The 24,973-nt window shown below is 39.8% G+C and carries 21 protein-coding genes and 1 CRISPR repeat array; of the genes, 18 read left to right on the top strand and 3 right to left on the bottom strand.

Annotated features, from left to right (window positions below; genetic code table 11):
• The first annotated feature begins 38 nt into the window (after nucleotides 1-38).
• The 3 genes from JQM81_RS08090 to glpK all read left to right on the top strand — a co-directional run bounded on the left by JQM81_RS08090 (nucleotide 39) and on the right by glpK (nucleotide 4,890).
• Entirely contained in the window at nucleotides 39-1,529 is a 1,491-nt protein-coding gene (locus tag JQM81_RS08090; RefSeq protein WP_235233009.1) for a hypothetical protein, read from the top strand.
• Entirely contained in the window at nucleotides 1,505-3,238 is a 1,734-nt protein-coding gene (locus JQM81_RS08085; protein WP_235233008.1) for a hypothetical protein, read from the top strand. Before JQM81_RS08090 ends, JQM81_RS08085 begins: the two co-directional genes overlap by 25 nt.
• A 146-nt stretch (nucleotides 3,239-3,384) precedes the next feature.
• The gene (gene glpK / locus JQM81_RS08080) at nucleotides 3,385-4,890 is read left to right on the top strand and encodes a glycerol kinase GlpK (RefSeq protein WP_235233007.1); all 1,506 of its coding nucleotides are present in this window, start codon (nucleotides 3,385-3,387) and stop codon (nucleotides 4,888-4,890) included.
• Nucleotides 4,891-4,906: 16 nt separating this feature from the next.
• On the opposite strand, the gene JQM81_RS08075 is transcribed toward glpK, so the two are convergent.
• The gene (locus JQM81_RS08075; RefSeq protein WP_235233006.1) at nucleotides 4,907-5,671 is read right to left on the bottom strand and encodes a sulfite exporter TauE/SafE family protein; all 765 of its coding nucleotides are present in this window, start codon (nucleotides 5,669-5,671) and stop codon (nucleotides 4,907-4,909) included.
• A 323-nt stretch (nucleotides 5,672-5,994) separates the two neighbouring features.
• Between JQM81_RS08075 and JQM81_RS08070 the strand changes: the two genes are divergently transcribed.
• The 13 genes from JQM81_RS08070 (at nucleotide 5,995) to cas2 (ending at nucleotide 19,036) form a co-directional block, all read left to right on the top strand.
• Nucleotides 5,995-6,615: a peptidase C39 gene (locus tag JQM81_RS08070; protein ID WP_235233005.1), complete on the top strand. Its 621-nt coding sequence runs from the start codon at nucleotides 5,995-5,997 to the stop codon at nucleotides 6,613-6,615.
• Between the two features lie 355 nt (nucleotides 6,616-6,970).
• Complete coding sequence (locus JQM81_RS08065; protein WP_235233004.1) at nucleotides 6,971-7,987, top strand: glycosyltransferase family 2 protein; 1,017 nt, start codon at nucleotides 6,971-6,973, stop codon at nucleotides 7,985-7,987.
• A gap of 59 nt (nucleotides 7,988-8,046) precedes the next feature.
• Entirely contained in the window at nucleotides 8,047-8,658 is a 612-nt protein-coding gene (gene rbr / locus JQM81_RS08060; protein WP_235233003.1) for a rubrerythrin, read from the top strand.
• Nucleotides 8,659-8,703: 45 nt separating this feature from the next.
• Complete coding sequence (locus tag JQM81_RS08055; RefSeq protein ID WP_235233002.1) at nucleotides 8,704-10,449, top strand: S8 family peptidase; 1,746 nt, start codon at nucleotides 8,704-8,706, stop codon at nucleotides 10,447-10,449.
• A gap of 120 nt (nucleotides 10,450-10,569) precedes the next feature.
• A complete protein-coding gene (locus JQM81_RS08050; RefSeq protein WP_235233001.1) occupies nucleotides 10,570-10,782 on the top strand; it encodes a helix-turn-helix domain-containing protein in 213 nt (70 codons plus the stop codon).
• Nucleotides 10,763-10,900 carry a hypothetical protein gene (locus JQM81_RS08045; RefSeq protein ID WP_235233000.1) on the top strand — a complete coding sequence of 46 codons (138 nt, stop codon included), beginning with the start codon at nucleotides 10,763-10,765 and terminating at the stop codon, nucleotides 10,898-10,900. The genes JQM81_RS08050 and JQM81_RS08045 overlap by 20 nt, the downstream gene beginning before the upstream one ends.
• Before the next feature lie 244 nt (nucleotides 10,901-11,144).
• Nucleotides 11,145-13,427, top strand: coding sequence for a CRISPR-associated helicase Cas3' (cas3, locus tag JQM81_RS08040; protein WP_235232999.1), 2,283 nt, complete (start codon nucleotides 11,145-11,147; stop codon nucleotides 13,425-13,427).
• Nucleotides 13,428-13,612: 185 nt separating this feature from the next.
• The gene (gene cas5c / locus JQM81_RS08035) at nucleotides 13,613-14,257 is read left to right on the top strand and encodes a type I-C CRISPR-associated protein Cas5c (protein ID WP_235232998.1); all 645 of its coding nucleotides are present in this window, start codon (nucleotides 13,613-13,615) and stop codon (nucleotides 14,255-14,257) included.
• On the top strand, nucleotides 14,251-16,056 hold the full coding sequence (locus JQM81_RS08030; RefSeq protein ID WP_235232997.1) for a type I-C CRISPR-associated protein Cas8c/Csd1: 1,806 nt from the start codon (nucleotides 14,251-14,253) through the stop codon (nucleotides 16,054-16,056). The genes cas5c and JQM81_RS08030 overlap by 7 nt, the downstream gene beginning before the upstream one ends.
• Before the next feature lie 13 nt (nucleotides 16,057-16,069).
• On the top strand, nucleotides 16,070-17,065 hold the full coding sequence (gene cas7c, locus JQM81_RS08025) for a type I-C CRISPR-associated protein Cas7/Csd2 (RefSeq protein ID WP_235232996.1): 996 nt from the start codon (nucleotides 16,070-16,072) through the stop codon (nucleotides 17,063-17,065).
• A complete protein-coding gene (gene cas4 / locus JQM81_RS08020) occupies nucleotides 17,058-17,723 on the top strand; it encodes a CRISPR-associated protein Cas4 (RefSeq protein WP_235232995.1) in 666 nt (221 codons plus the stop codon). The genes cas7c and cas4 overlap by 8 nt, the downstream gene beginning before the upstream one ends.
• Nucleotides 17,720-18,742 (top strand): type I-C CRISPR-associated endonuclease Cas1c, encoded by a 1,023-nt coding sequence (gene cas1c, locus JQM81_RS08015; RefSeq protein WP_235232994.1) that lies wholly within the window; start codon nucleotides 17,720-17,722, stop codon nucleotides 18,740-18,742. Before cas4 ends, cas1c begins: the two co-directional genes overlap by 4 nt.
• Nucleotides 18,743-18,745: 3 nt before the next feature.
• Entirely contained in the window at nucleotides 18,746-19,036 is a 291-nt protein-coding gene (cas2, locus tag JQM81_RS08010; RefSeq protein WP_235232993.1) for a CRISPR-associated endonuclease Cas2, read from the top strand.
• Nucleotides 19,037-19,212: 176 nt separating this feature from the next.
• Nucleotides 19,213-20,297: direct repeats of the CRISPR family, unit length 32 nt; unit sequence GAAGCCCCTCTCGCAGGGGCGTGAATTGAAAT.
• Between the two features lie 853 nt (nucleotides 20,298-21,150).
• Here the strand turns inward: cas2 and JQM81_RS08005 are convergent.
• On the bottom strand, nucleotides 21,151-21,360 hold the full coding sequence (locus tag JQM81_RS08005) for a hypothetical protein (protein WP_235232992.1): 210 nt from the start codon (nucleotides 21,358-21,360) through the stop codon (nucleotides 21,151-21,153).
• Nucleotides 21,361-21,760: 400 nt separating this feature from the next.
• The gene (locus tag JQM81_RS08000) at nucleotides 21,761-23,437 is read right to left on the bottom strand and encodes a MutS-related protein (protein ID WP_235232991.1); all 1,677 of its coding nucleotides are present in this window, start codon (nucleotides 23,435-23,437) and stop codon (nucleotides 21,761-21,763) included.
• A 181-nt stretch (nucleotides 23,438-23,618) separates the two neighbouring features.
• Here JQM81_RS08000 and JQM81_RS07995 point away from each other — a divergent pair, with 181 nt between their 5' ends.
• Together JQM81_RS07995 and JQM81_RS07990 are read left to right on the top strand one after the other, a co-directional pair.
• Entirely contained in the window at nucleotides 23,619-24,365 is a 747-nt protein-coding gene (locus JQM81_RS07995; protein ID WP_235232990.1) for a DUF1638 domain-containing protein, read from the top strand.
• Between the two features lie 36 nt (nucleotides 24,366-24,401).
• A complete protein-coding gene (locus tag JQM81_RS07990) occupies nucleotides 24,402-24,791 on the top strand; it encodes a GrdX family protein (protein ID WP_235232989.1) in 390 nt (129 codons plus the stop codon).
• Nucleotides 24,792-24,973 lie beyond the last annotated feature (182 nt).

Below are 24,973 nucleotides of genomic sequence, written 5' to 3'. Positions count from 1 at the left end.
GAGAACAGGTAATTTTATAGGAAGATGAGGTGATGTAAGTGGTACCAAAAGAGGGCTATGATGTGCTGCGTCTGGTTGAGCATGGACAGACCTGTTATATCAGCTCGGAGTATGTGGATGGCAGAATACTGGCGAATTGGTTGAGATATCATCCACATGTCTCAAAAGAACGGTTGCTGGGGTGGGTTCAAATGATTGCAAAACAGCTGGGAATGATTCATAAGTGTCGAAAAAAGCCGTTTTATCAGTATGTGAATCCATATAGTGTTGTTATCACAGAGGAAGGAGACCTATATTTTTTAGATTTTGAGGCGCAATCCAATGAAGAGATGCTTCGGTTTATGCGAAGAAGGGTGGTGCGAGAATATTTTCTTCCGGCGGAAGAACCGTATTATCAAAAAGCAAGCATAAGTCTGGATATTTATGGATTTGGAAGGACAATACAGTATCTGCTCGCCGTCTCAGAGCCAGATCCACCTTTGACGAAAAAAGAAGAAAAGAAATTTCAGAAAATCATATCGAGATGCCTAAAGAGGCAGTCCAAGAAATCATATCAAAATGTATCAGAAATTCGAAAACATATCCCAATCATGAAGGAAAAAACAAAGCGGACATACAGCAGAAGAACAAAGTTCTTTTTTGCTGCAGGGGTAATAATTATAATTGCGTCTGTATGTATGATTGCATTTTCCAAAGAAAAAGATCAAGGCAAGAAGGCAGCTATTACTACAGTTGAAGAACCAAAGGAGGAAAATGTATCTGAAAAAAAGGAGATTCAAAATGCATATCGTGATCTGGCATTTGAGTATTTTTTAGAACTAAATGATTGTAAAAAAAGCCTGGAATATCTTGAAAAAATAAAAAAAGAAGATGAACAAGCAAAAGATCTGGAAGTAATCATAAAGGCTGTGGAAAACGAAAAATCAGAAATAAACCGAACCGCACTTAAGAATCATCTGAAAAGTCTGGAAGAAAGTATGATTCAGGAGAAAGCAGACCAATACTGCCAGTGCCTGATCCGTGGATATGGAATGTTAACTGGTGAGCAGGCGGCAGAGAATATTCTGCGTCTTGGAAACCAATATCTGGAGCAAGAACATATTGGAAAAGAGGGGGAAAAAGAGGTAAAAGAATATATGGCTTCTTCCTGTGAAACGTTGGATAAAGTAAAGGAGGCGGCAGAACTATATGAAGGAGTTATGGAATTAGAAACAGATGTCTATAAGAGAGAAGAGTTATACAAAAAGATAGCAATGTTATATGAATCTTGTGAAGAAAAAGATATGGCGTTAGATACTTGTGTTCAGGGAATTGAAGAATTGGAGGATTCTGTTGAACTTAGACTATTGCATATCCGACTCATATGCAAAGATTCATCCGTTGACCGTAGCTTCTGCGCTCAGACAGTGCAGGAATATATGCGAAAAGTTCCAGAGATTCTAGAGAATGAAGAGTTTCAAAAATTGCAACAGGAATACGAGATTCGAATAGAAGGTGAGGAAGTATGGGTAGGAAATTCAAATGGATAATAATAGGATTGATGATTCTTGGATTGTCATACTGTCAGCTGTCATTTTGGGGCAATGTAGTATCGGCTAAAGAGGAAGAATTTGTTGATGATGAAGAATCTGCAGATGAAAATGAAGAGAAGATTGAAAAGTTTCAACTTGCGATTCCGCCAGAAGATGGAAAGAATGGGTATTATGTTACCAGACCAGAAGTAGAATTGTGTCATGTAAGTAAAGTCGGGGTGACCAAGTATTGTTTTACGGACAGTAATGGACAGAGTATGGAAGGAGTATTGAGTCAGGAAAATGAAAAAGCCAGTATTGAAAAAGAGAGATTTCAGGAAGGGAAGAATCATTTGTCCGTATGGATGGAGGATGCAGAAGGAAACAGACTGGAAGAAAGCTCAGTGGAAAAGGATTTTCTGATTGATACGAAGGCTCCAACATTATACTTGCAAACGCCCCGTGGAGAAGATTCATGGTATCAGAAAGAAGTTGTATTGAAAGCTTCGGCTGAAGATGGAGAACAAGGAAGTCAAATTAACTGGTTATCTTGTACATCTGGTGATCGGGTCCTTGGAGGAACCAGCGAATCTATGGCAGATTTTCGTATTCATCTGGAATCTACTGCAGGAGAAGCGGTGTACGTGACTGTAGGAGTCACTGACCGTGCCGGAAATTATACGGAAAAGAGCTGCAAATTGTATATTGATCATCATTCGCCTCAAACTATGATCGAAGGAATTCAAAATTACATGATTACCAGTCAGCCGGTAGAGGTGACTTATCGGGTAACAGAAGACAATCTGATTAGGAAGGCAAGTGCATGTGCAAAACGAAAAGATCCAGCCGGAAATATGACTGTGCTGGAAGTTACTGACTGGGTCGAAAGTGGTAATGAGTATTCTGCAAAACAGTTTTTGACAGAAGATGGAATCTATCAATTAGGAGTGAAGGCTGCTGATTATGCGGGTTATGAAGATAATAATGAAGCGCAGGTAATTATTGATAAAGAGAATCCCGTGATTCGTTATGTGGATCGGCTTCATCAACAGTATTTGAAAAGCTTCTGCTGGAATTATCCAATAGAGGAGTGGATTCTGGACTTTACCAGTTATACATATTCTGTTTCTCTCGATGGGAAGCTGTATCATCTAGGAGAAGAAATATTGGCAGAGGGTGGACATATCTTGGATGTAAAAGCAATTGATTCTGCTGGAAATATTGGTACGGCAAAGGCATATTTTGTCATTGATCATACAGCCCCTCAGGTGGTGTTCTCCAATCTGGAAGACGAAAAGACATATGAAGAAGAGAAGGATTTCCAGATTACACTCTCTAATCAGGAAGATTTTATTAAAGAAATACGAATCAACGGAGAGGTACAGAAAACAAATTCACGAAGTAAGATATATCAATATACAGTTCAGGAATATAGAAATTATGAGATTATTGTGAAAGCATATGACAGAGCTGGTAATCAGACAACAGAACGGATTTCATTTGATATTGTACCAAAAGAAACAGCATTTCAGAAGATTACCAGACCAATGCGAGAGAAGATTGTCCCATCGCAAAAGAAGGAACAGAAAGAAAATAAGCCATCTGTTCGGGCATCTTTCGTTAAAAAATTGTGCTTTATTGGCATCGGTATTCTGATCCTTATGATTGGAAGTGTCATGATTGGGTGGGCTGTTAAGCAGAGGCGTAATTTGAAAAAAGAGTTGTGAAAATAGTCGCATTATGGTATGGTTTATATAGTTAAATGAATGTGCCGAGATGAGAGAGCGAATGATTACAACAGCGATACTGTTGTTTAGTTTGCTCTTTTTTTACAAAAAGAGGTATGGAGAATGAAAGTAGGAGGAAGCAAGTTATGGCAAAGTATGTAATGGCTTTGGACGCAGGGACAACAAGTAACCGTTGTATTCTTTTTAATGAAGCGGGTGAAATGTGCAGTGTAGCACAGCGTGAATTCAAACAATATTTCCCACAGCCCGGATGGGTAGAACATGACGCAGATGAAATCTGGGCGAGTCAGCTGGGAGTGGCAGTAGAAGCGATGAATATGATTGGAGCGACAGCAGAAGATATTTCGGCAATTGGAATTACCAATCAACGTGAGACTGCAATTGTATGGGATAAAAATACAGGAGAACCTGTATATCATGCAATCGTCTGGCAGTGCAGAAGAACTTCTGAATATTGCGACACCCTAAAAGCAAAAGGGTTGACGGAGAGGTTCCAGAAGAAGACCGGACTGGTGATTGATGCATATTTTTCAGGAACAAAGGTAAAATGGATTCTTGACCATGTACCGGGAGCTAGGGAGAAAGCTGAAAATGGAGAGCTGCTTTTTGGTACAGTAGAGACATGGCTGATCTGGAAACTGACGAAAGGGGCAGTTCATGTGACGGATTATTCTAATGCTTCCAGGACAATGCTTTTTAATATCAATACATTGGAGTGGGACGATGAGATTCTGGAAGAATTGAATATTCCCAGGTGTATGCTTCCGGAAGTTAAGCCTTCAAGTTGTGTATATGGAGAGGCTGACCCTTCGTTCCTTGGGGGGCCGATCCCAATTGCCGGTGCAGCAGGAGATCAGCAGTCGGCGTTGTTCGGACAGACTTGTTTCCGCCCGGGAGAAGCGAAGAATACATATGGAACAGGCTGTTTCTTACTGATGAATACAGGAGAGCAACCTGTGTTTTCTAAAAATGGTCTGGTGACAACGATTGCGTGGGGATTGGATGGCAAGGTCAATTATGCATTAGAAGGTTCCATCTTTGTGGCAGGGGCTGCAATTCAATGGTTAAGAGATGAGATGCGTTTGATTGATTCAGCGGCAGATTCGGAATATATGGCGAAGAAAGTAAAGGATACGAACGGATGCTATGTAGTGCCGGCATTTACTGGACTGGGAGCACCACATTGGGATCAATATGCCAGAGGAACAATCGTGGGACTTACCCGAGGAGTGAATAAATACCATATTATCCGGGCAACCTTGGAATCACTGGCTTATCAGGTAAATGATGTTCTAAAAGCAATGGAAGCAGATTCCGGTATCTCGTTGGAAGCATTAAAAGTAGATGGCGGAGCCAGTGCGAATGATTTTCTGATGCAGACACAAGCGGATATTATCAACGCACCAGTATTAAGACCACAATGTGTTGAGACGACTGCTATGGGAGCAGCGTATCTGGCGGGTCTGGCAGTAGGATATTGGAAGAATAAGGAAGAAGTCATTCAGAACTGGGCAATTGATCAGACATTCCATCCGGTGATTGCAGAAGAGGAACGAGAGAAGAGAATCAAAGGATGGAATAAAGCTGTCAAATACGCATATGGATGGGCCAAAGAAGATACAATTGAATAGATAGTTGCATCATCTTCTATCTGCTGACGATCATAATTGCGGCACCTAATATAACTAATACGATACCAGTTGCACGATTGAGGGTTGCGGCACTTGCTTTGTTGGCGAACCGTGCGGCAATTCTTGCCCAGAGTAAGGTGGACAATACACAGAAAACCAGACACCAGAGGTCTGGAAATCCACCAATTGCAATGTGACTGGCTGCACCGGTAAATGCGGTAAACGTCATAATGAATACACTGGTTCCTACTGCGGTCTTCAGTTCATATCCAAGAACACTGGTGAGTATCAGAAGCATCATCATACCGCCGCCGGCACCGATAAATCCACAGATAAAACCAATCATAATTCCACAGAACACTGACTGAATGAAACGCTTGCGAGGGCTTACTGCTTCCATGCTTTCTTTTGTAGTCATGACAGGTTTTACAATGAATTTGACACCCAGAAGGAAAGTCATAACCATGGAGAAGTTTCCCATGGTCTGGTTAGGAATCAGACTTGCAATCCAACTTCCGACCAGCGTAAAACATAAGACAGATATCATCATGACAATGCCGTTTTTGATATCCAGGTTCTTATTCTTTCCATAAGTATAGGCACTTATTGCACTTGCCAGGACGTCACTTGCAAGTGCAATTCCAACTGCCTCATAAGCTGGCATATGAAGAAATGCAATCAACATAGGGCTTATGACTGCCGCTGCACTCATACCGGCAAATCCAGTACCAAGTCCTGCACCGATTCCGGCGATAAAGCAGACAATAAATTTCGTAAGCATTAATGTTCCTCCTCAAAATAATGATGAATGTTATAATCTATCTGTGCAAAAAGACGGTTCAAAGTCTGAAGGTCATCAAGAGAAATATCCTCAAGCAGCAGCTGACCAAAAGTTCTTTGCGCATTTCGTCCATCAGAGACTGACTTTCCCAGAATTGAGCAATCATGAGATTCTCTCTCCTTGAAATATTGTTCTAATTTGAACTATAATAGATGAAGATATTGAAAATGTCAATAGGTGTGGAAAAATGGCTTGACGGAAAGAAAATCAAATAATATAATTCATATTAAAATGATATGAATTATAAGAAAAGAGGCGATATCTTGAAAAATCCACTTCATTATCAATTGTCTGAATATGACTGCGGACCAACTGCAATGCTGGATGCGGTTAGCTTTTTGTTTCCGCGAGAAGAGATCTCGCCAGTAGTAATAAGAAATATTATGTTATACTGTTTGGATTGCTATAATTGTGAAGGTATTATGGGGAAAAGTGGCACTTCAAGTGCTGCGATGATGTTTCTTAGTAATTGGCTGAATGGGTTCGGAAAAGTTGGTCAGTTGCCAGTTTCCAGTCAATATCTTTCAGGAAAAAGTGTATGGATTGGAGGAGATAGCCTGATTAACGATGCTCTTTGCCGTGGTGGTGCGGTTGTTGTTCGTCTGTATTTTGAGTGTGCACATTATGTATTACTGACTGGAACACTGAATGGAAAGATTCTGATGTTTGCTCTTTATTATGTGAAAGAGCCATTTACAGAGGCAGGGATTGTGATGGTAGATGATCATCCATTTACATATAATCGAATCGTAGATGAACAGTGTTTTAATCGGGAGACAACAGAATTATATGCATTAGGTCCGATGGAAGATAGAGAAGCAGTTATTATATTTAATGAAGATACGAAGAAGACCGCAGAAAAAACGATTGAATACTTTATATAGAAGATGTCTGAAAACGAAAAATACCATAAAAAGGGAGGATGCCGGGTAACTGATCTACCAGTTCCCGGCATGTATTATGAAAAAGTTTATTCAAAAATAGTATTTTACTACTGGACGATAGTCTTATCTTTGAATCAAATGTTTTGTTCTTTCATTTGATATATTTAGTATAAGACAGAGCTGTGAAGAAACAATGTTAAAGAAATGAAAGAATTTTAAAAGATAAATGAACAAATTATGAACAGGGATATGTTGAAAGTCTTGCCGACATTTTACAAAGAATTTGTTGGAAAAATCCCCAAAATGCATTATACTGAATAAATAGTTATTACCTTACAAGAAAAGGAGAAAAAGGATGAAGTATATTTCATTTGCAATTCCATGTTATAATTCCCAGGATTATATGGCACATGCAATCGAGAGTATTCTGCCTGGCGGAGAAGATGTGGAGATTATTATCGTCAACGATGGCTCCAAGGACAGAACATCGGAGATTGCTCACGAGTATATGGAAAAATATCCAGAGATTATTCAAGTTGTAGATAAGGAAAATGGGGGACATGGTGATGCGGTTAATGCCGGACTTAACCATGCTCAGGGTAAATATTTTAAAGTTGTGGACAGTGATGACTGGGTTGATGAAGAGTCATTACATAAGATATTAGCATTGTTGCGTAATCTGGAAGAAGAAAAAGAGCAGATTGACATGCTGATTTCTAACTATGTATATGAGAAGGTGGGAGCAACACATAAGAAATGTATCCATTACCGCAATGTCCTGCCGCAGGATGAAGTCTTCCGCTGGGATGATATCGGACATTTCCACATGGATCAATACATATTGATGCATTCTGTCATCTATCGTACCGATCTACTGAAATTGATTCAGCTGGAACTGCCGAAGCATACATTTTATGTAGATAATATTTATGTATATTATCCGTTGCCACATGTGCGTAAGATTTATTATCTGGATGTAGATTTTTATCGTTACTTTATTGGCAGAGAAGATCAGTCTGTCAATGAGAAAGTTATGATTTCAAGAGTAGATCAACAGATTTTTGTTACAAAATCTATGATTGACATGTATCAGTTGAATAAGATAATGAGTAAGAAGCTGAGACAATATATGGTTAATTATCTTGCAATCATGATGACTGTGTCATCAATTCTTTTGATTCGTTCCAAGACGCAGGAGAATCTGGAGAAAAAGAGAGAGCTCTGGCGTTATCTTAAGAAAAAGGACTTCAAGACATTCCTGAAGATTCGTTACGGAATTCTTGGACAGACTATGAATATTCCCGGAAGACCAGGAAGAAAGATATCTTCACTTGCATATAGTGTTGCAAGAAGAATTATTGGATTTAATTAGATGAATAATTTGATAGCCATGTTACATACTAGTATTAAGAATAAAAAGGAGTGTGTGACATGGCTATTGATTTTTTGGAAAGTAAGACAAAAGTGAATTTAATGCGGGCATTTGCAGGAGAAAGTCAGGCAAGAAACCGATATACGATTGCGGCAGAAGCTGCTAAAGATCAGGGATTTTATGCAGTACAGCAGATTTTTTTATTTACTGCCGAACAGGAACGGGCACATGCCAGACGATTTTATGATCTGCTTAAGAATATTTCTGGTAATACCGTGGAGATCGCCGGAGGATATCCGGTAGATCATTATGACAGTGTGATAGAACTATTGCGGTCTGCAGAATATAATGAGTTAGAAGAATATGGAGAGGTTTATCAGATATTTGGAAAGGAAGCCAAAGAAGAGGGATTTATTGAAGCGGCATCGACATTTTTCCAGATTGCAGAGATTGAAGCTGTACATGGTCGGCGTTTTGGTAAAATGGCAGAGCTTCTGGAGAAAAATAAATATTTTGAAAGTGATCAGAACAATCGATGGATGTGCCTGAATTGTGGTTACATCCATACCGGGAAGATGGTACCGGGAGTGTGTCCAGTGTGCAGACAGGATCGAGGGTATTTTATTCCGGCGGAACTGGCGCCCTATCTAGGGTACAACTTTGTACAATAGAATCTTCATGAAAGAAATTAGAATAATCAGTAAGGAAGGAATAATATGGCAAGTCAAAAGGTTGAGAATCTGTTAAATCTTGCGTTAGATGCCACGGAAGAAGAGCGGGAAAAATCACTGGAGCTGGACGTGGGTTATAATCCCATCGACAGAGAATGGGACTTGATTATTAAGTATTCCGGGAATCTGGACCGTATACGCGAAGTGGCAAGCGATGTGGTGGAGCTGCAGAATGAATATGCAATTATTACAATTCGAGAGTCGCTGATTATGATTCTGGCGCAATTTCCTGAAATAGAATATATTGAAAAACCGAAACGGTTATTCTTTCAAGTCACGAATGGAAGACGGGTATCATGTATCGATGCGGTACAGGATACCCGTTTTGCACTATTTGGACAGGGAATTCTGGTTGCTGTTATTGATTCGGGAATAGATTATGAGAATGCAGATTTTCGAAATGAGGATGGAAGCACAAGAATTCGATATTTATGGGATCAGTCACTTGCACCCGCAGAAGGCAGAGTGCCACCGGAAGGGTATTTCATAGGCGCAGAATATACAGCCGCGCAGATTGACGAGGCTTTGCGACAGCCTTCGATACAAGAACGGAGAAGGCTCGTTCCAAGTATGGATACATCAGGACACGGGACTGCAGTGGCAGGAGTGGCGGCTGGGAATGGGAGAAATAGCAGCGGACAATATCCAGGTGTGGCGCCGCAGAGTGAACTGATCGTAGTGAAGCTGGGCAACCCACGCAAGGAAGGATTCCCAAGAACAACAGAACTAATGCAGGGATTGGATTATGTAATTCGGAAGGCGCTTGAGCTTCGAATTCCGGTGGCAGTGAATATCAGCTTTGGCAATACCTATGGCTCTCATGATGGCACTTCTCTGTTAGAACGGTTTATTGATGATATCTCAAACATATGGAAGAGTTCTATCTGCATCGGTTCTGGAAATGAAGCAGCAAGTGCAGGACATACGTCCGGGATTATGGAAGAGGACAGAGATACCGTGATACAGCTCGCTGTGCAGAATAATCAGCCGACACTCAGTATTCAGATCTGGAAAGAGTATACGGATGTCATCGACATTTCACTGGTTAGTCCTGCCGGTGTGACGGTAGGTCCTATCCAGGAAGTCCTTGGACCTCAGAGATTTACCGTTGGTCAGACGGAGATTCTCCTCTATTATGGAGAACCCAGCCCTTACAGTACGGCGCAGGAAATCTATATTGATATGCTGCCGAAGGATACGTATATTACAGGAGGAGTATGGAAAATCGTACTGACACCCCGAAAGATTGTATCCGGTGTTTATGAATTATGGCTTCCGAGCGAAAATGTAGTGAACAGAGGAACTGGATTTTTGTTCCCGACAGACAATACAACACTTACGATTCCATCGACGGCAAGCCGTGCAATCACGGTGGGTGCATACAATGCGTTGACATTTGCCTATGCAGACTTCTCGGGAAGAGGATATACCAGAGAGGAGAGGCTTGTGAAGCCCGATTTGGCGGCTCCGGGAGTAGATATAACAACCGTTGCTGTCGGCGGGGGATATGCACAGTTTACCGGCACTTCATTTGCAACGCCTTTTGTTACTGGCAGTGCGGCGCTGCTGATGGAATGGGGAATTGTCCGGGAAAATGATCCGTTTTTATATGGAGAAAAGGTGAAAGCATATCTGAGGAGAGGCGCAAGGCCGCTGCCGGGATTCACGGTATATCCAAATCCACAGGTGGGATATGGGGCGCTGTGTTTATTAAATAGTTTTCCCCAATAAATGCCTTTTGGTGATATATGAAGAAATATGAAAGTACTTTTACTTGATATATAAAAATGTTAAAAGTAAAAAGAAAGTAGGATATCTTTATATACATAATGTGTAAAGATTGAGGAAAAAATGGAAATAAAAGATAAAAAAGAATTACGAGAAAGTACAGGAATGAATAGAAAGGAATTTTGCGAATATTTAGGAAGCCCTTTTAGAACAGTGATAGAATGGGAACGAGAAACCAGAAAGATGCCTGACTATGTTTTTCGATTGTTGGCATACAAGATAAAAATGGATAATTTTACAGAGAAGGAAGATGTGAATGCAGAATGGGGTAATTGAAGTTCAAAATATACCGATTTTGATCTTGGAACAAGAGTTAGATGACTATATTTGTATTACAGATATTGCGAAAGCAAAAGCAGGGGAATCGCGTAGTGCCGATGTTGTAAAAAACTGAAGAAGAAAATAATATAAAGCAAAAAGAATGGGATGCGAAGCGCTTCCTGTCTAAGATTAATTATGTGATACAGACAGAGGCAGTAAAATATAAGAACATGAACATGCGGTTTTAAGCCATTTTCGTGACAAAAAAAGCCGCATATTTATTTACACTCCTGTAAATGGAGAATATAATCTGTATACATAAGCATTCTTAAACTATTCACTCTCACGTATTGATAAAATAGAAAGGGAAAGTAAAGATGAATGAAAACAATACACAATATTATGCGAAATCAAAGCGAGAAGATGGGACCCAGGAGTTGCTTAGAGATCATTTGGCAAAAGTAAGTGAGATGGCTGGAGTGTTTGGAGAGCAGATCGGAAGTAGAAAAACAGCCGAATTATGTGGAAAATCGCATGATTTTGGAAAATACAGTGAAAGTTTTCAAGGTGTTTTGGAGGGAAAACGTACCCACATTGATCATGCACTTTGTGGAGCTGCATTTCTGTATTGTCTGATTGGAAACAAAAAATCTTCGTTTCGTTACCGGGCAGCGATAGAAGCAATAAATGGACATCACAACGGTCTTATTGGATATGATGATCTGGAAATAGTTTTGATAAATAGTCTTCAATCTAGTGATCCTATGGAGTGCAATAATCAAAAGACTGCGGCATTAGCAGGCCAGAAACAATATCAGGAAGCGACAAAGGCCTTTCTTAAAGATTTTCCTCAATTTACATTTGAAGATTTTCCTCAATTTAAATCAGAAGCTCAGGCAATAGAAAACGTGCAGAAGCTGGATGTAATCGATGAATCTATAGATGCGATGTTATATACACGCATGTTGTTTTCCTGCCTGGTAGATGCAGATTATACCATTTCATCAGAAAAGGAGTTGCAAAAACCACTGGAATTTAAAGCGAAACAATGTTTGAAGGCATTGGATAAATATAGAGAAGAACTGAAAAAGAATGTAAAAGGTTCTTCGGTCGTGAATGACCTTCGTGACTTATTGTTTGAAAGGTGTGGGAAGACTGCAAGATTAAAAGAAGGTTTATTTACTCTTACAGCACCTACAGGAACGGGAAAGACACTGGCATTATTGAATTTTGCATTGCAGCATGCAGACGAATTTAAGAAAAAGCGCATTATACTTGTACTGCCGTTTCTTGCATTAACGGAACAAAGCTACGACGTGTATTCAAAAATAATTCCGGAGATTTTACAGGATCACAGCCAAAGCGAGCTTGATGACAGGCAGCGGGAGTTTGCGGAACGATGGGAGTCACCATTCATTATAACTACTTCGGTTAAATTTTTTCAGGCGTTGTTTGCGCAAAAGCCAACAGACTGCAGGAAACTACATAATATTGCAAACAGTATCATTTTGTTTGATGAGGCACAAACCTTACCGGCAAATCTGTTGGCTGCAACTTTAAATGCTGTAAATGTATTATGTACCCGATATCACTGTACGATGGTTTTTTCTACTGCTACTCAGCCGGAATTTAAAGATATACAGGGAGTATCCTGGAAACCTATTGAGATTGTGCCAGAATATCCGATGATGTATAAAAAATTAGCAAGAACGCAAGTGGAATGGAGAATGAAACAACGGATTCCATTGGAGAAAATAGCGCGGGAAATGGAAGAGGAAGAAAATGTTTGTGTAATCGTAAATCTTCGCAGACACGCAGTTAAATTGTTTGAATTCTTAAAAAATGACCATTGTGATCGGGAAGAAATATTTTTCTTAACAACGGATCTGTGTCCGAAACATCGAAGTAAAGTGATAAGAAATATAAAGAAAAGACAAAAGGCAGAATTGCCATGTAAAGTAATATCGACACAGTGTATTGAAGCTGGTGTGGATCTGGACTTTCGTGTTTTGTACAGAGCGCTGGCACCGCTGGAAGCAATTATTCAGGCAGCAGGAAGATGCAATCGAAGTGGAAGGTTTGAAATGGGAAAAGTGGTGGTTTTTGAACCGGAAGTGGAAGGCAATTTGTATCCTCCGGATAAATGGTATCAGAATGCGGCAGTTGTTGTAAAAGAAATTTTATCCAGAGAAAATATCGATATCAACGATCCGAAATGTATATCCAATTATTATGAGATACTTTTTCGGGGATATGCAAAAGATAAAGAGGCATTGGCAAAAGCGATTGAAGATAGAGATTATAAAGAAACCGCCAGGGAATACAAACTGATCGACAACCAGGGCAAAAAAGTGATTGTTCCTTTTCGTGAAAAAATGCAGTTGTATAAAGATGTGAGAAAAGAACTATTAAGTGGTAATTTAACGCCCGAACTTGTAAAAAAATCAGCAGAAATCACCGTTAACACTTTTGAAAAGGATGTAGAGAAGTATTGTGAACAGGCGTTTTATTTTGACCGAAAGAGAAAACAGAAGATGGAGTCAGGGTATTATGTTCTGCGTACACAGTATGAGTATATGTACCGGGAAGATATGGGACTGCAGTTTGAAGAGGAGGGAGAAAACAAAAAGTGTGAAGATGATGGTTTGATTTTGGGTTGACAAAGAAAGATTTAAAATATATAACTAACATGACAGCAAAAAAGTGCTTGTTATTATAGATACTTGTTTTTATGCTTGCATTTATGATTTGCTGAGAATTGAAATATGTTCATTATTTATGTGTGCGTATGGGGCTGATTTATCAGCCCCATACTGTCAAATAAGAGGAGAAGGGAGTGACAGGAATGGAGTTATCAATAGAGGTCTGGGGGGATTTTGCTTGCTTCGCGGCACCCTATACAAAAGTAGAACGACTTACATATCCTTTTCCCACGCCATCAGCGTGCCGGGGGATTCTATCAGCCATTTACAGTAAACCTGTGGAATTTTACTGGCAGGTCAATCGGATAGAGATTTTGAACCCGATTCAGTATATTTGTTTTAAACGGAATGAGGTGAAAACCAGAGTTAGCAATAAAGTAATATATAGCGACGAGGAAAGGACACAGAGACAGACCGTTGCATTGAAAGATGTAAGATACCGAATCACAGCATCTATTTGTCCGAGACCGGCGTTTAAAGGAAGAGAACAGCAGCTTTACAATCAGGCTTACAGAAGGATAAGAAATGGAAAATGTTACTATCAGCCGTCGTTCGGCCTGAGAGAATTCGTGGCTTATTTCGAGGAAAGCGACGGAAGCAGAGCGGCCGCTGACATCAATATGGATGGGGGATTAATGGTTTATGACATTTTTGATCTTCATGATCATGAGGTGAGAAAAAAAGTGAAACCGCAGCTGTCATTGTATCATGCTGTTGTAGAACATGGAGTTATAAAAGTTCCAGCGTATGACAGCCCGGAAGTGCTGAAGGGGGGAAGAAAATGCTGAAAGCATTTTATGATTATGCAATACGAAATGATCTGGTTTTGCCGCCTGGATATTGTAACAAAACAATACAAGCATATGTTTCGTTAAGCCGGGAAGGACAATTCCTTGGAATCATATTAGGAGATGATATGCCAGTTTTATGCCCGGATATTGGAAGTCTGGCGAATGGAAAGGAAAAGTGCAATCCCATTGTAGAAAAAAGGTCCGTAATTTTTAAAGATGCTTCCGATTTAGAAGATAAGGCAAAGATGAAAAGAGATTTTTACTACCAGGTTTTAGAAGATGGGAGTGATCGTTTTCCGGAATTTGAGATATGTGTGAAAGCGGCACAAGACGAGAAAACGCTTCTGGCAATTTCGGAAGCATTGAATGAAAACAAAATTAAGGGATCAGAACGTATTTCTTTTATCGTTGATGGGAAGAAAATTGTAAAGGCAGAGGGGTTGAGGGACTGGTGGAATATTTATCGAAAGAAATTTATTCATGCAGAGAAAAAAGAAAAGACCATATGTCTGATTACCGGAGAAGAAACAGTTCCTCTGGAAACAGTTCCTCCGGTTACCGGGCTTGCAGTAGTTGGGGGACATGCCCGTGGAGATGCCTTGATCTGCTTCGATAAAAGTGCTTTTTGTTCCTATGACCAGAAGAAAAGTGCGAATGCACCGGTATCAGAAACTGCTTTTTTCGCGGTTAAAGCTGCGTTGGATCATTTATTGAAAAAGGCTCCGGTATTGGCAAATATGAAGTTTGTACATTGGTATGAACAGGATGTTGCAGCAGAAAATGATCCTGTTCTGAGTGCAAATTTTCTTGGAATAAATATGTTGGTGGATGACGAGGAAGATGAGGAAGTATCAGCGGAAGAGAAAAAAAGCAAAGCCAGAAGCGCTGAAAATCAAGCTTCCAAATTGATTAAAAGTGTAAAAACAGGAGAAAAAATCGCACATTTACCCAGCCAATATTCTATAGTTTTGTTATCTGGTGTTAATGGGCGTGTTATGGTTCGTCAGTATGAACATGGTTCCTACGAAGAACTTCAAAGCAATATTGACCTTTGGAATAAACAATTGGAACTGAAAGCTTTGAATGGAATACAAAACGAAAAAAGTAAAAAACTCAGTGCAAGACTATTATGCTTACTGAAAAAACATAATTCTGACAGCAATATTTGGGATAGAGTGAATAAAGAATTACCTGAAATTACACAGGCGGTTATTCGTGCAATTATACATGGTACTTCGCTGCCGGATGCAGTCGCGCTTCGTTCGTTGGCGTATATTCGTTCGCAAATGCTGGAAAATGATGAGAATCAGACCAGTATGAAAATACCAGATGCGACAGCATGCCAGTGGCTGAAGGTCTGGCTTATGAGAAAAGGAAAGGAGAATGAAATTATGTCAGAATATGATTCTAAACACAAAAGTTCTGCCTATCATTGCGGCGCTGCCATGGCGGTGCATGCAGCAATACAGAATGTGGCAATGAAAAATGTCAATGCTACAATCGTACAGCGATATTATTCAAGTGCAAGTCAGATGCCTGCGTTGGTATTAGGGCAGATATCCAGATTATCAGCCTATCATCTGGAAAAAATAGAAAATGAATGGCTGAGAAAACAGTATGAAGAGGCTTTGAACGGAACGTACTGTGCAATTGGAAATGAAATTCCAGCAACTCTGACATTGGAACAACAGGCTTATTTTGCCTTGGGATACAGACAGATGTGTACGAAATTACAGAAAGATAAAAATGAGAGAATAGAAAAGATTAAAAATAATGTAAAGGATCAAAACATGTAAGGGGGAATTTATTATGGCAATTAAAAATCGTTATGAATTTATTTATTATGTGGCATGTACAGATGCCAATCCTAATGGCGATCCAGATATGGGAAATACTCCAAGAGTGGATCCGCAGACCATGCAGGGATATATTTCAGATGTATCTACAAAAAGACTAATCAGAAATTATGTAACCCTGTCCAGAGAAGGAGAACCTGGAATGGAGATTATTGTTCAGCAGTCAACAAATATGAACCGCCACATTGCCAGAGCGAAAAGAGAAGCAGGGGTTGAAGACTGTGCAAAAGCGAAAGAAGCGATTTATGCAGGACGTCAGAAAGCATGCGAATTGTTTTATGATGTACGTACATTTGGTGCAGTAATGAGCACTGGCCCAAATGCGGGACAGGTGAGAGGTCCTGTTCAGATCACATTTGGAAAAAGTCTTGATCCGGTTTTGCCATTAGACATTTCCATAACTCGTATGGCAGTAACGGACGGGGAAAAAGATTTGAAAATGGAAGATTATCAGCGGATGGAAAATGAGAAACCGGAAGATAAACTTCGGACAATGGGACGTAAACAGTTCATTCCATTTGGTTTATATGAAATCAGAGGATTTATCAGTGCCAATCTGGCGGCGGAAACTGGATTTGACGAGGAAGATTTAAATCTTTTGTTCGAGGCAATCCTGAATATGTATGAACATAACCGTTCTGCAAGTAAAGGAGAGATGGAAGTAGTGTCACCATTGATTATTTTCAAACATGTGGGGACAGATTCTGATCTGGAGCAGAGAGTCCGTCAGGCAAGATTGGGATGTGCTCCAGCGCACAAATTGTTTGACCTAGTAGAAGTGAAGAAAAAAGAAAGTGTAATGTATCCAAGAAGTTATCATGATTATGATGCGATTATTCATTTGAATCATGTGCCAAAGGGCGTTGAGGTTGGTTTTAAAGAAGATGCATTTGGAGATATTGTATGGAATCAACTTCCTGAAAATGAGGAATGGTTTAAAAATGAATGATAAAGAATATATTCCATTAAGCTGGCTTTCTCAGATGTGTTATTGTCCCAGGCGGGCTGCTCTTCTTTTAAATGAACGGGTATGGGTGGAAAATGTGGAAACTGCGAAAGGACGTGCGGAGCACGAACGTGTTCATACCCAGAGAATTGAGAAAAGAGGAGAATTTCTTAAACTATATGAATATGAAGTGGTTTCCGAAGAACTGGGAGTAAATGGAAAATGCGATTGCATTGAAGCAACCAAATCTGAGGATGGATGTATAATTCCGGCTACAAATTTTAAAGTAACTCTGTTTCCAATAGAATATAAACATGGAAAAGTCCGGGAAGATGAATTAGAATATAAGATACAGCTGTGTGCAGAGGCCATGTGCCTGGAAGAAATGTATCAGACGAAGATTCCCGCAGGGGAAATATTTTTTATATCTTCACATAAACGTCTTCGGATTGAGTTTACGGAAGAACTGCGTACAATGGTTCGTGATACAGCTACAGAGTTAAGAAAAATCCGTGAATCATTTATAATTCCAGCGGCACAGTATAGTTCCAAGTGCAAAAAATGTTCTATGTTAGAATACTGTATGCCGAAAGTGAAAAAATCAGCTTCTGAATATTGCAAAGAATTAAAACTGGAAGCAGAAGAGGGGAGATGTATATGAAAAAGCTTTTGAACACGATCTATATTCTGACACCTGGCAGTTATATACATGTGCGCAATCAGAATATAGTTGTAGAAATGGATGGAGAAGAAAAAGTTTCTGTTCCAGCTCATAATATTGAAGCAATTGTATGCTTCGGGCAAAATACAGTTTCAACCTCATTGATAGGATTTTGTGGAGAAGAAGGGATTTCACTAGTATTTTTATCCGAGAATGGAAAATTTCTTGGAAGAATATGTGGACCTGTAAGCGGAAATGTTTTATTGCGAAAAAAACAGTATGAAAGTTTGAATGATATTGAATTTTCAGTTCGGACAGTAAGAAACGTTCTTTATGGAAAAATTCGTAATGCAAAAGCGGTTCTTATGAGAAATGCAAGAAATAAAGATTCAGATGAAAAAAGAAGTGCTTTAGTGGCGGCAGCAGATAAACTTAGTAATATTGCAAAAAAATTACAAAATGTCAATGATATTGATTCCATGCGAGGATTGGAAGGTGCAGCAGCTACGATCTATTTTGCCCAATTTGATAATATGCTGGATTCAAAAGAATTTGTTTTTGATGTTCGAAGCAGAAGGCCACCGAAAAATGAAGTAAATGCAGCGTTATCCTTTGTTTATATGCTGTTGACTCGCGAAACGCAATCTGCCTTAGAAACAGTAGGACTTGATCCGGCAGCAGGATATTTACATGTTTTACGGCCGGGACGTCCGTCATTTGCTTTGGATCTGGTTGAAGAATTGCGGGCACCGTTGTGTGATCGGTTTGTTCTTTCACTTTTTCATAAGGGACAGCTGCAAACTAGGGATTTTGAAACAGATTCGGAAGCGGTATATTTAAATGACAAGGGAAGAAGGACAGTTTTGAATGCCTGGCAAAAAAGGAAAAAGGAAACAATCAAACATCCTTTCCTGGACGAAAATATTGAAATTGGAATGATTCCCTATGCTCAGGCAATGTTATTTGCCAGAGTGCTGCGTGGCGATTTGGATGAATATCCGCCGTATTCCTGGAGGTAAACCATGTTGGTAGTGATAACTTATGATGTAAATACGATGGATGCTGCAGGGGAAAAGAGACTTCGAAGAGTAGCAAAATTATGTGAAAGATATGGTGTTCGGGTGCAAAACTCAGTTTTTGAAGTTTTAGTAGACGCAGCGCAGCTTACGACATTAAAGCATGAATTAAGCAAGGAAATAAATAAGAATTTGGATTCCATCCGGTTTTATCGGTTGGGAAATTCTTACCAGAACAAAATTGATTCTATGGGAAAAAAGTTAAAAGTGGAGGCTGGGGAACCACTGTTGTTATAAAATCTTGCGCATATATTTCCCATACATAAAATCCCAGGAGATTGGCGCAATGAAAATAGTACAAATATGATGCCTATATTGATTAAATTGGGGATTTGAAAGAATTAATTTTGTGAAAATGCATTTATTGAATAAAAAAACAGCAAAAACCGATAGAGAAATTGTTGATTTTTGCTGAAGCCCCTCTCGCAGGGGCGTGAATTGAAATAGATGAAAACGATGTGATTGTAGGAAAGTGGTGTAGAAGCCCCTCTCGCAGGGGCGTGAATTGAAATTTAGGATGCAAGGAGGATTATTATGCAGACGATGGAAGCCCCTCTCGCAGGGGCGTGAATTGAAATAATGAAGGATACTTTTTCAAGGGCATTGCAACAGAAGCCCCTCTCGCAGGGGCGTGAATTGAAATTGATTTCGCAGAGAAAGAATTCGATGCGAACACAGAAGCCCCTCTCGCAGGGGCGTGAATTGAAATTTGGATGGATGGTATGGATACAGCGAGGCAAAAGGAAGCCCCTCTCGCAGGGGCGTGAATTGAAATAATTTTATCTTCGGTAATTGCTTTATCTGCAATCGAAGCCCCTCTCGCAGGGGCGTGAATTGAAATCTATTTTTAATATTCTTATCGAGTCTGAAAACGGAAGCCCCTCTCGCAGGGGCGTGAATTGAAATATTTTAATAAAATCGGCTCCCGTATCCCAACCCGAAGCCCCTCTCGCAGGGGCGTGAATTGAAATTGATATACAAACTAGAAGAGAGGTATCCCCGTCAAGAAGCCCCTCTCGCAGGGGCGTGAATTGAAATTGGTTTCTTTGTAACAGTTACTTTACATGTTTGCGAAGCCCCTCTCGCAGGGGCGTGAATTGAAATTACAAATCCCGAATAAATACCTTTCAACATTGCGAAGCCCCTCTCGCAGGGGCGTGAATTGAAATTAATAAACACTCTTTGCAAGCATAATGCTCAATCGAAGCCCCTCTCGCAGGGGCGTGAATTGAAATCAGCTTTGTATGGTTGTACCCCATGCACCAAACAGGAAGCCCCTCTCGCAGGGGCGTGAATTGAAATGCTATCACTCGCTTCCCCTTGTATTAGTTCCCAGAAGCCCCTCTCGCAGGGGCGTGAATTGAAATTGCAAATTGCAAACTTGTACATCCATAGAATACGAAGCCCCTCTCGCAGGGGCGTGAATTGAAATATGCTGATTTACATAGTGTTCGGCGGCCGACTTGGAAGCCCCTCTCGCAGGGGCGTGAATTGTCATCATTATCCGTTATTGAAACTGCTTGGATTGGTGGAGGTGGAGTGGAAAGCACTTGCCTGATTTTGTGGCAATAATGTAACATCCTCTACTATAAGATTTGTAGCACTGATGTTATATTCTCTCCACAGATTTTGTAGCAATAATATAACGTCCGCTATTCCAAAACAACGGTTTTATGAGAAAAATGAGGAAAAAGAGGCTAAAAAGTTTGTAGCAATGACTTGACATCCTCGGGGGCACTGTGTGTGAGAGAGTTTGTCAATATAAAACTGCCTTTATGTGAAAAGTAAAATAAATATAAAACTGCCTTTTGTGAGTATAGAAGTTATATACTGATTGATTTTGCACATCTTACGGAAGAAATAGTTGAAATTATTAAAATGATATTAATGATTTTGATTTGTTTTTAATAAATTGTCAACATATTATAGGAAAATACTTTACAAACAGGTTTATTGATTTTTCTGAGAATGAATGTGGAAGACATTGTGATTCCCTCGGAAGAGGAACATGTTGAGGTGTTCCCAATGAATTATGAAGAATTTCTATGGGCAATGGGTAATGAAACAACAGTTCCATATTTGCGGGACTGTTTTGAATTATTGTGTCCTCTTGGGGAGACTAAGCATAGACGTCATTGTATCGACAAGAATTCTGGTGCAAATGCCTCATTCCTGTTCCAAAACATCTTCATAAAGAATTGCGCAACGGAACAGGGCTAATGACATGGCTTATTTGTCCTCCCATGTAAAAAACAACTGGCTTCTGCCTGATATCCATAGGGATGCATTATTAGTGTTTCCTGGTAAAACTAACAGTTGCTAGAATAATTGCGAAATATCAGATAACATTATTAAGAGGCCAATCTTAATAATGAATCTTGAAATGCTTCGGCTGACGGCATTTCCCAGGCATCAAGATGTTGTAGCTTCATGATGCCATAGAGGCGGCAGTACCACATCTTCGTAGATTGGTGCCTGCCGTCTTTTAATTTATAGTCTTCTTTTTCACGTTTGTTAGAATGTTCCATGGAAGTCCTTAGTTCATATATTTCTTTTCCCATGATTTACTGTCTCTTGGCGGTATGTTAAATAATCTTGGATTGTCATCGGTAAAGATATGTACGGTTCTGCCGTATTTCCCTGAGCATGCAGCACCAGACAGTGATGGAAGTTACTTTCAGCTTTAAAGCAAGCAGGTAGGAGCGTAGCATACAGGACAGGAGCCGTGGTTCCGGTCCGAAAACAGAGTAGCATTCCTGCATCAGAGATTGGGAAAATAGCAATAATGTAACACTTTTTCATCATGAAGGTGGCAATAACATAACATCCGTCCCTCTATAAATGTGGGGGTTGGGCTATTTTACTATCCCAATGCAGAGGTTTTCTCCATTTTTTTCAGTAACAATAACTTGACATCCTCGGAGCAATGTGTGTATGGGATAGTCTCCTGGTTTAATAATACTATTTCTTCATCTGCTCCAGCATTTCATAGGTCACACCGTATTTTTCAGCAATATCCCGGGCATGGGAATATCCTTCCGGTGGAGCGATCCGAACTCGATAGGAACGTTTCCCTGCTTCTGTTTCTGTTATCAGACTGGCAGCTTTACTATCTGTGCTTTCTTCATTCAACTTGTTTACTTCCATTGCCAGTTTATGCATATGAGTATTAAAGATTGTGCGCACTCCTAGCTTTAATAATATGCGGATAATATCCCGTGCAATATAAAAGCCTTCCTCAAAAGAGGTAGTAGAGAAGGACTCATTCAATAGAAGCAGGCTTTGTGGCGTGGTTTCTGCGAAAATCTCCCGGAATCGTTTGGATTCCTCGCCTAGCCTGCCCAGATCCATAGTCTGAGTTTCATCTGCGGGATAATGGGTAAAAATATTGTCTACTGGGCTGAATGTGAAAGATTCTGCCGGCACGAAGATACCTCCCTGAGCCAGTAAAAAAGCCATTCCAACGGCCTGTGTAATCGTAGTTTTACCACCACGGTTAGCTCCGGTCAGGATATATATACGGTGTTCTGCGTCAAAATCCAGATTGTTTCCAACAATAGCACTGCTTTCTTCTTCTTTTTCTATAAAAGATTGAGCCAGTTTCATGTTGTAAAGACCAATAACATGCATCTCCCTGGTGTTTTCTGTTAAAAGATGAGGTTTGCACAGGGTATAGCCCCTGGATTGAAGCTTCTCCACATATTCTGCCCAACGAATATAGTAGATAAGCTCCGGAAGCAGAGAGGCGATTGTACTGGTGCTTACCGCTACATGCCGGGAAAGAACCTGCTTTAATTTTTTGGTAATTCGGGTCAACATAGAAGTGATGGCATGATCCAGCATATGTGTTACATCCTTGCTCTGGTTATCATTGGATAGATCTGCCATTCCTGCAGGGATTTGCGCTACCCTGTCATTGCTTTCATAATCATGGACAGATGTGTGGAATGCATACTGCTTCTTCCATTCGTTTCCGTTCTGTATTTCATCCTTTCGATTCAAAAAATCGCAGAAATTTGCAATGATATTTGACTTTGTAAAAGATTTGTTGTTGATCGATACGATTCCTATTTCGGCAGGCTCATATCGATCATTCAGATTAACGCCCAGGGTAACACTTTTGACTTTGGAAGTTTCTGTTTTTAGTGCATCAATATCCTTTTTCAGTTCTTCAAATCCTGCGTCTTCATATAGCTTCTGTACATATTCTTTAAGGGTAAGAAAGCCTTCTGACTGAATATCTATATTATTCAGACAAGCGTAAATGGATTGTATACATTCAATATAATCTTTCATTTCATCTAAACGATGTACCAGATTCCAGATTCCGGAGGCATCTGATTCTTTTCCAAAACTTCCATAGGTTTTCAGAAAATCTACGTGGTCTAAGAGTTTGCACATTTCTTCCCGAAACTGTGGAAAACGAAGGACATCTTCGAAAACATCACAGCGATATTGAATAACACGTGGATCTTCAGAAATATGTGTCATTATACTTCGAATCATTTTCGACTCTGGTTCCATCGGAGATAACAGATTGCAAAAATAATCTACAGCCAGATCATGTGCTGTATCATCTGGTAAGATATGATATATTGGTGTTTTACTGCCCGGGTAGAGTAAACTAAATTCCTGCATGCTCTGTTTCTCCTCTCTGTATCTCATTTTGATTCTTATAAAAAGTTTATCATTATTTTTATGCGATTTCCAGTATTCAGGAATAATGTTGGCATGTGTACTGGAAAAATGTTATTATAATAGAGGCATATTTGATGGATGGATTTAGATACGTTGATTATATGGAATAGAGGTATGGATAGTGAGATACAAGTTGCTTGGTTGTAAGATATTAGAAAGAGAGATTGCCAGTGTCATCTTTTCGTGTAAAAACATCATTGATGTAACAATGATACAACAGAAAATACATAGCAGACCGGAGCATTTGAAGAAGATTCTTCAGGAAGAGATCAATATGATTGATGAGAATCGTCATATTTACTCCAATGATACCGAAGAATATGAATTTGATGCGATTCTGTTGGGATATGGTCTGTGTTCGAATGTGGTGACCGGCCTGTCCAGTAAGAGGTATCCTCTTGTCATTCCGAAGGCACATGATTGTATTACGCTTCTTATGGGAGATAAGGAGATGTACATGGAATATTACAAGAAGAATCCGGGTACATTTTATTATTCCCCGGGATTTGTGGAGTTGGATAATGTTGATGATGAGGATTATCTGAGGCGTAGATATGACATGTATCTGGTTCGTTATCATGGCAATGAGAGGCGTGCAAGACGTGCAGTAGAGATCGAGTCTGAATTTACGCAGCATTATCAAGGTGCAGCCTATATAAGATGGCCGGAACTGGATTTCCCGGAATATGAAGAACAGGCGAGAGAGAAAGCGGCAGAAAAGAATTGGTCTTACGAATTAATTCAGGGAAATCATTCCATCTTGAAGCAGATGGTGGATGGAGACTGGCCGGAAGACCGATTTCTTGTTGTCCGACCCGGACATCATGCAGAACCAAGCTATGATGAGAATATCCTGAAAGAAGTGTAGTAGAAGGTTAAAAAAGTACAAAAGGTGGATGTTAATATGTGGGATCTGGAAAAAGCAATCATGATTACAAATAACGATCGTGTCTATGAAAAATATAAGAATGAATTAACTGTGATATTACTGAATACTTATGAAGAGGTCTTAATCAAGACAAGAGATCTTGTCTATGACCGGCATAAGCTTTTGACGCATCCGCAGGCTTCCAGTCTGAAGCCTAACCAGACGCCTTATCGTTCCGTGGTCGTATATCCGAAGGGAAAGGATGACAATACAGAGGATATCCTGCTGATTGAGAAATGTATCGAGACATACCGGCAATGGCAGGAGATTGCACCTACACCGGAAAAATACAGTGAAAGAGTCTCAGAAGATTTTAAGACGATTGATTTATCCGTTGTTGATAATATTATTCCAAGAATTTCTTAAAATACAAACCATAGAAGATTCATTTGTAGAATGGCAAAATAAAGATTGATATGTCAGAAATAAAGTATGTTCTGCGTATCAATCTTTTTTAGATTGCTATTGTATTGGCAGATTTGTAAAAAAATTGATGTTAACGGAGTGAGATTTTGTTCGAAAAAATGGAAAAAAGTACAGAATATTAG

It is taken from the genome of Faecalicatena contorta (assembly GCF_021531895.1).
Classification (GTDB): domain Bacteria; phylum Bacillota; class Clostridia; order Lachnospirales; family Lachnospiraceae; genus JAFBIX01.
This window is presented reverse-complemented; position numbering and strand designations above follow the sequence as displayed.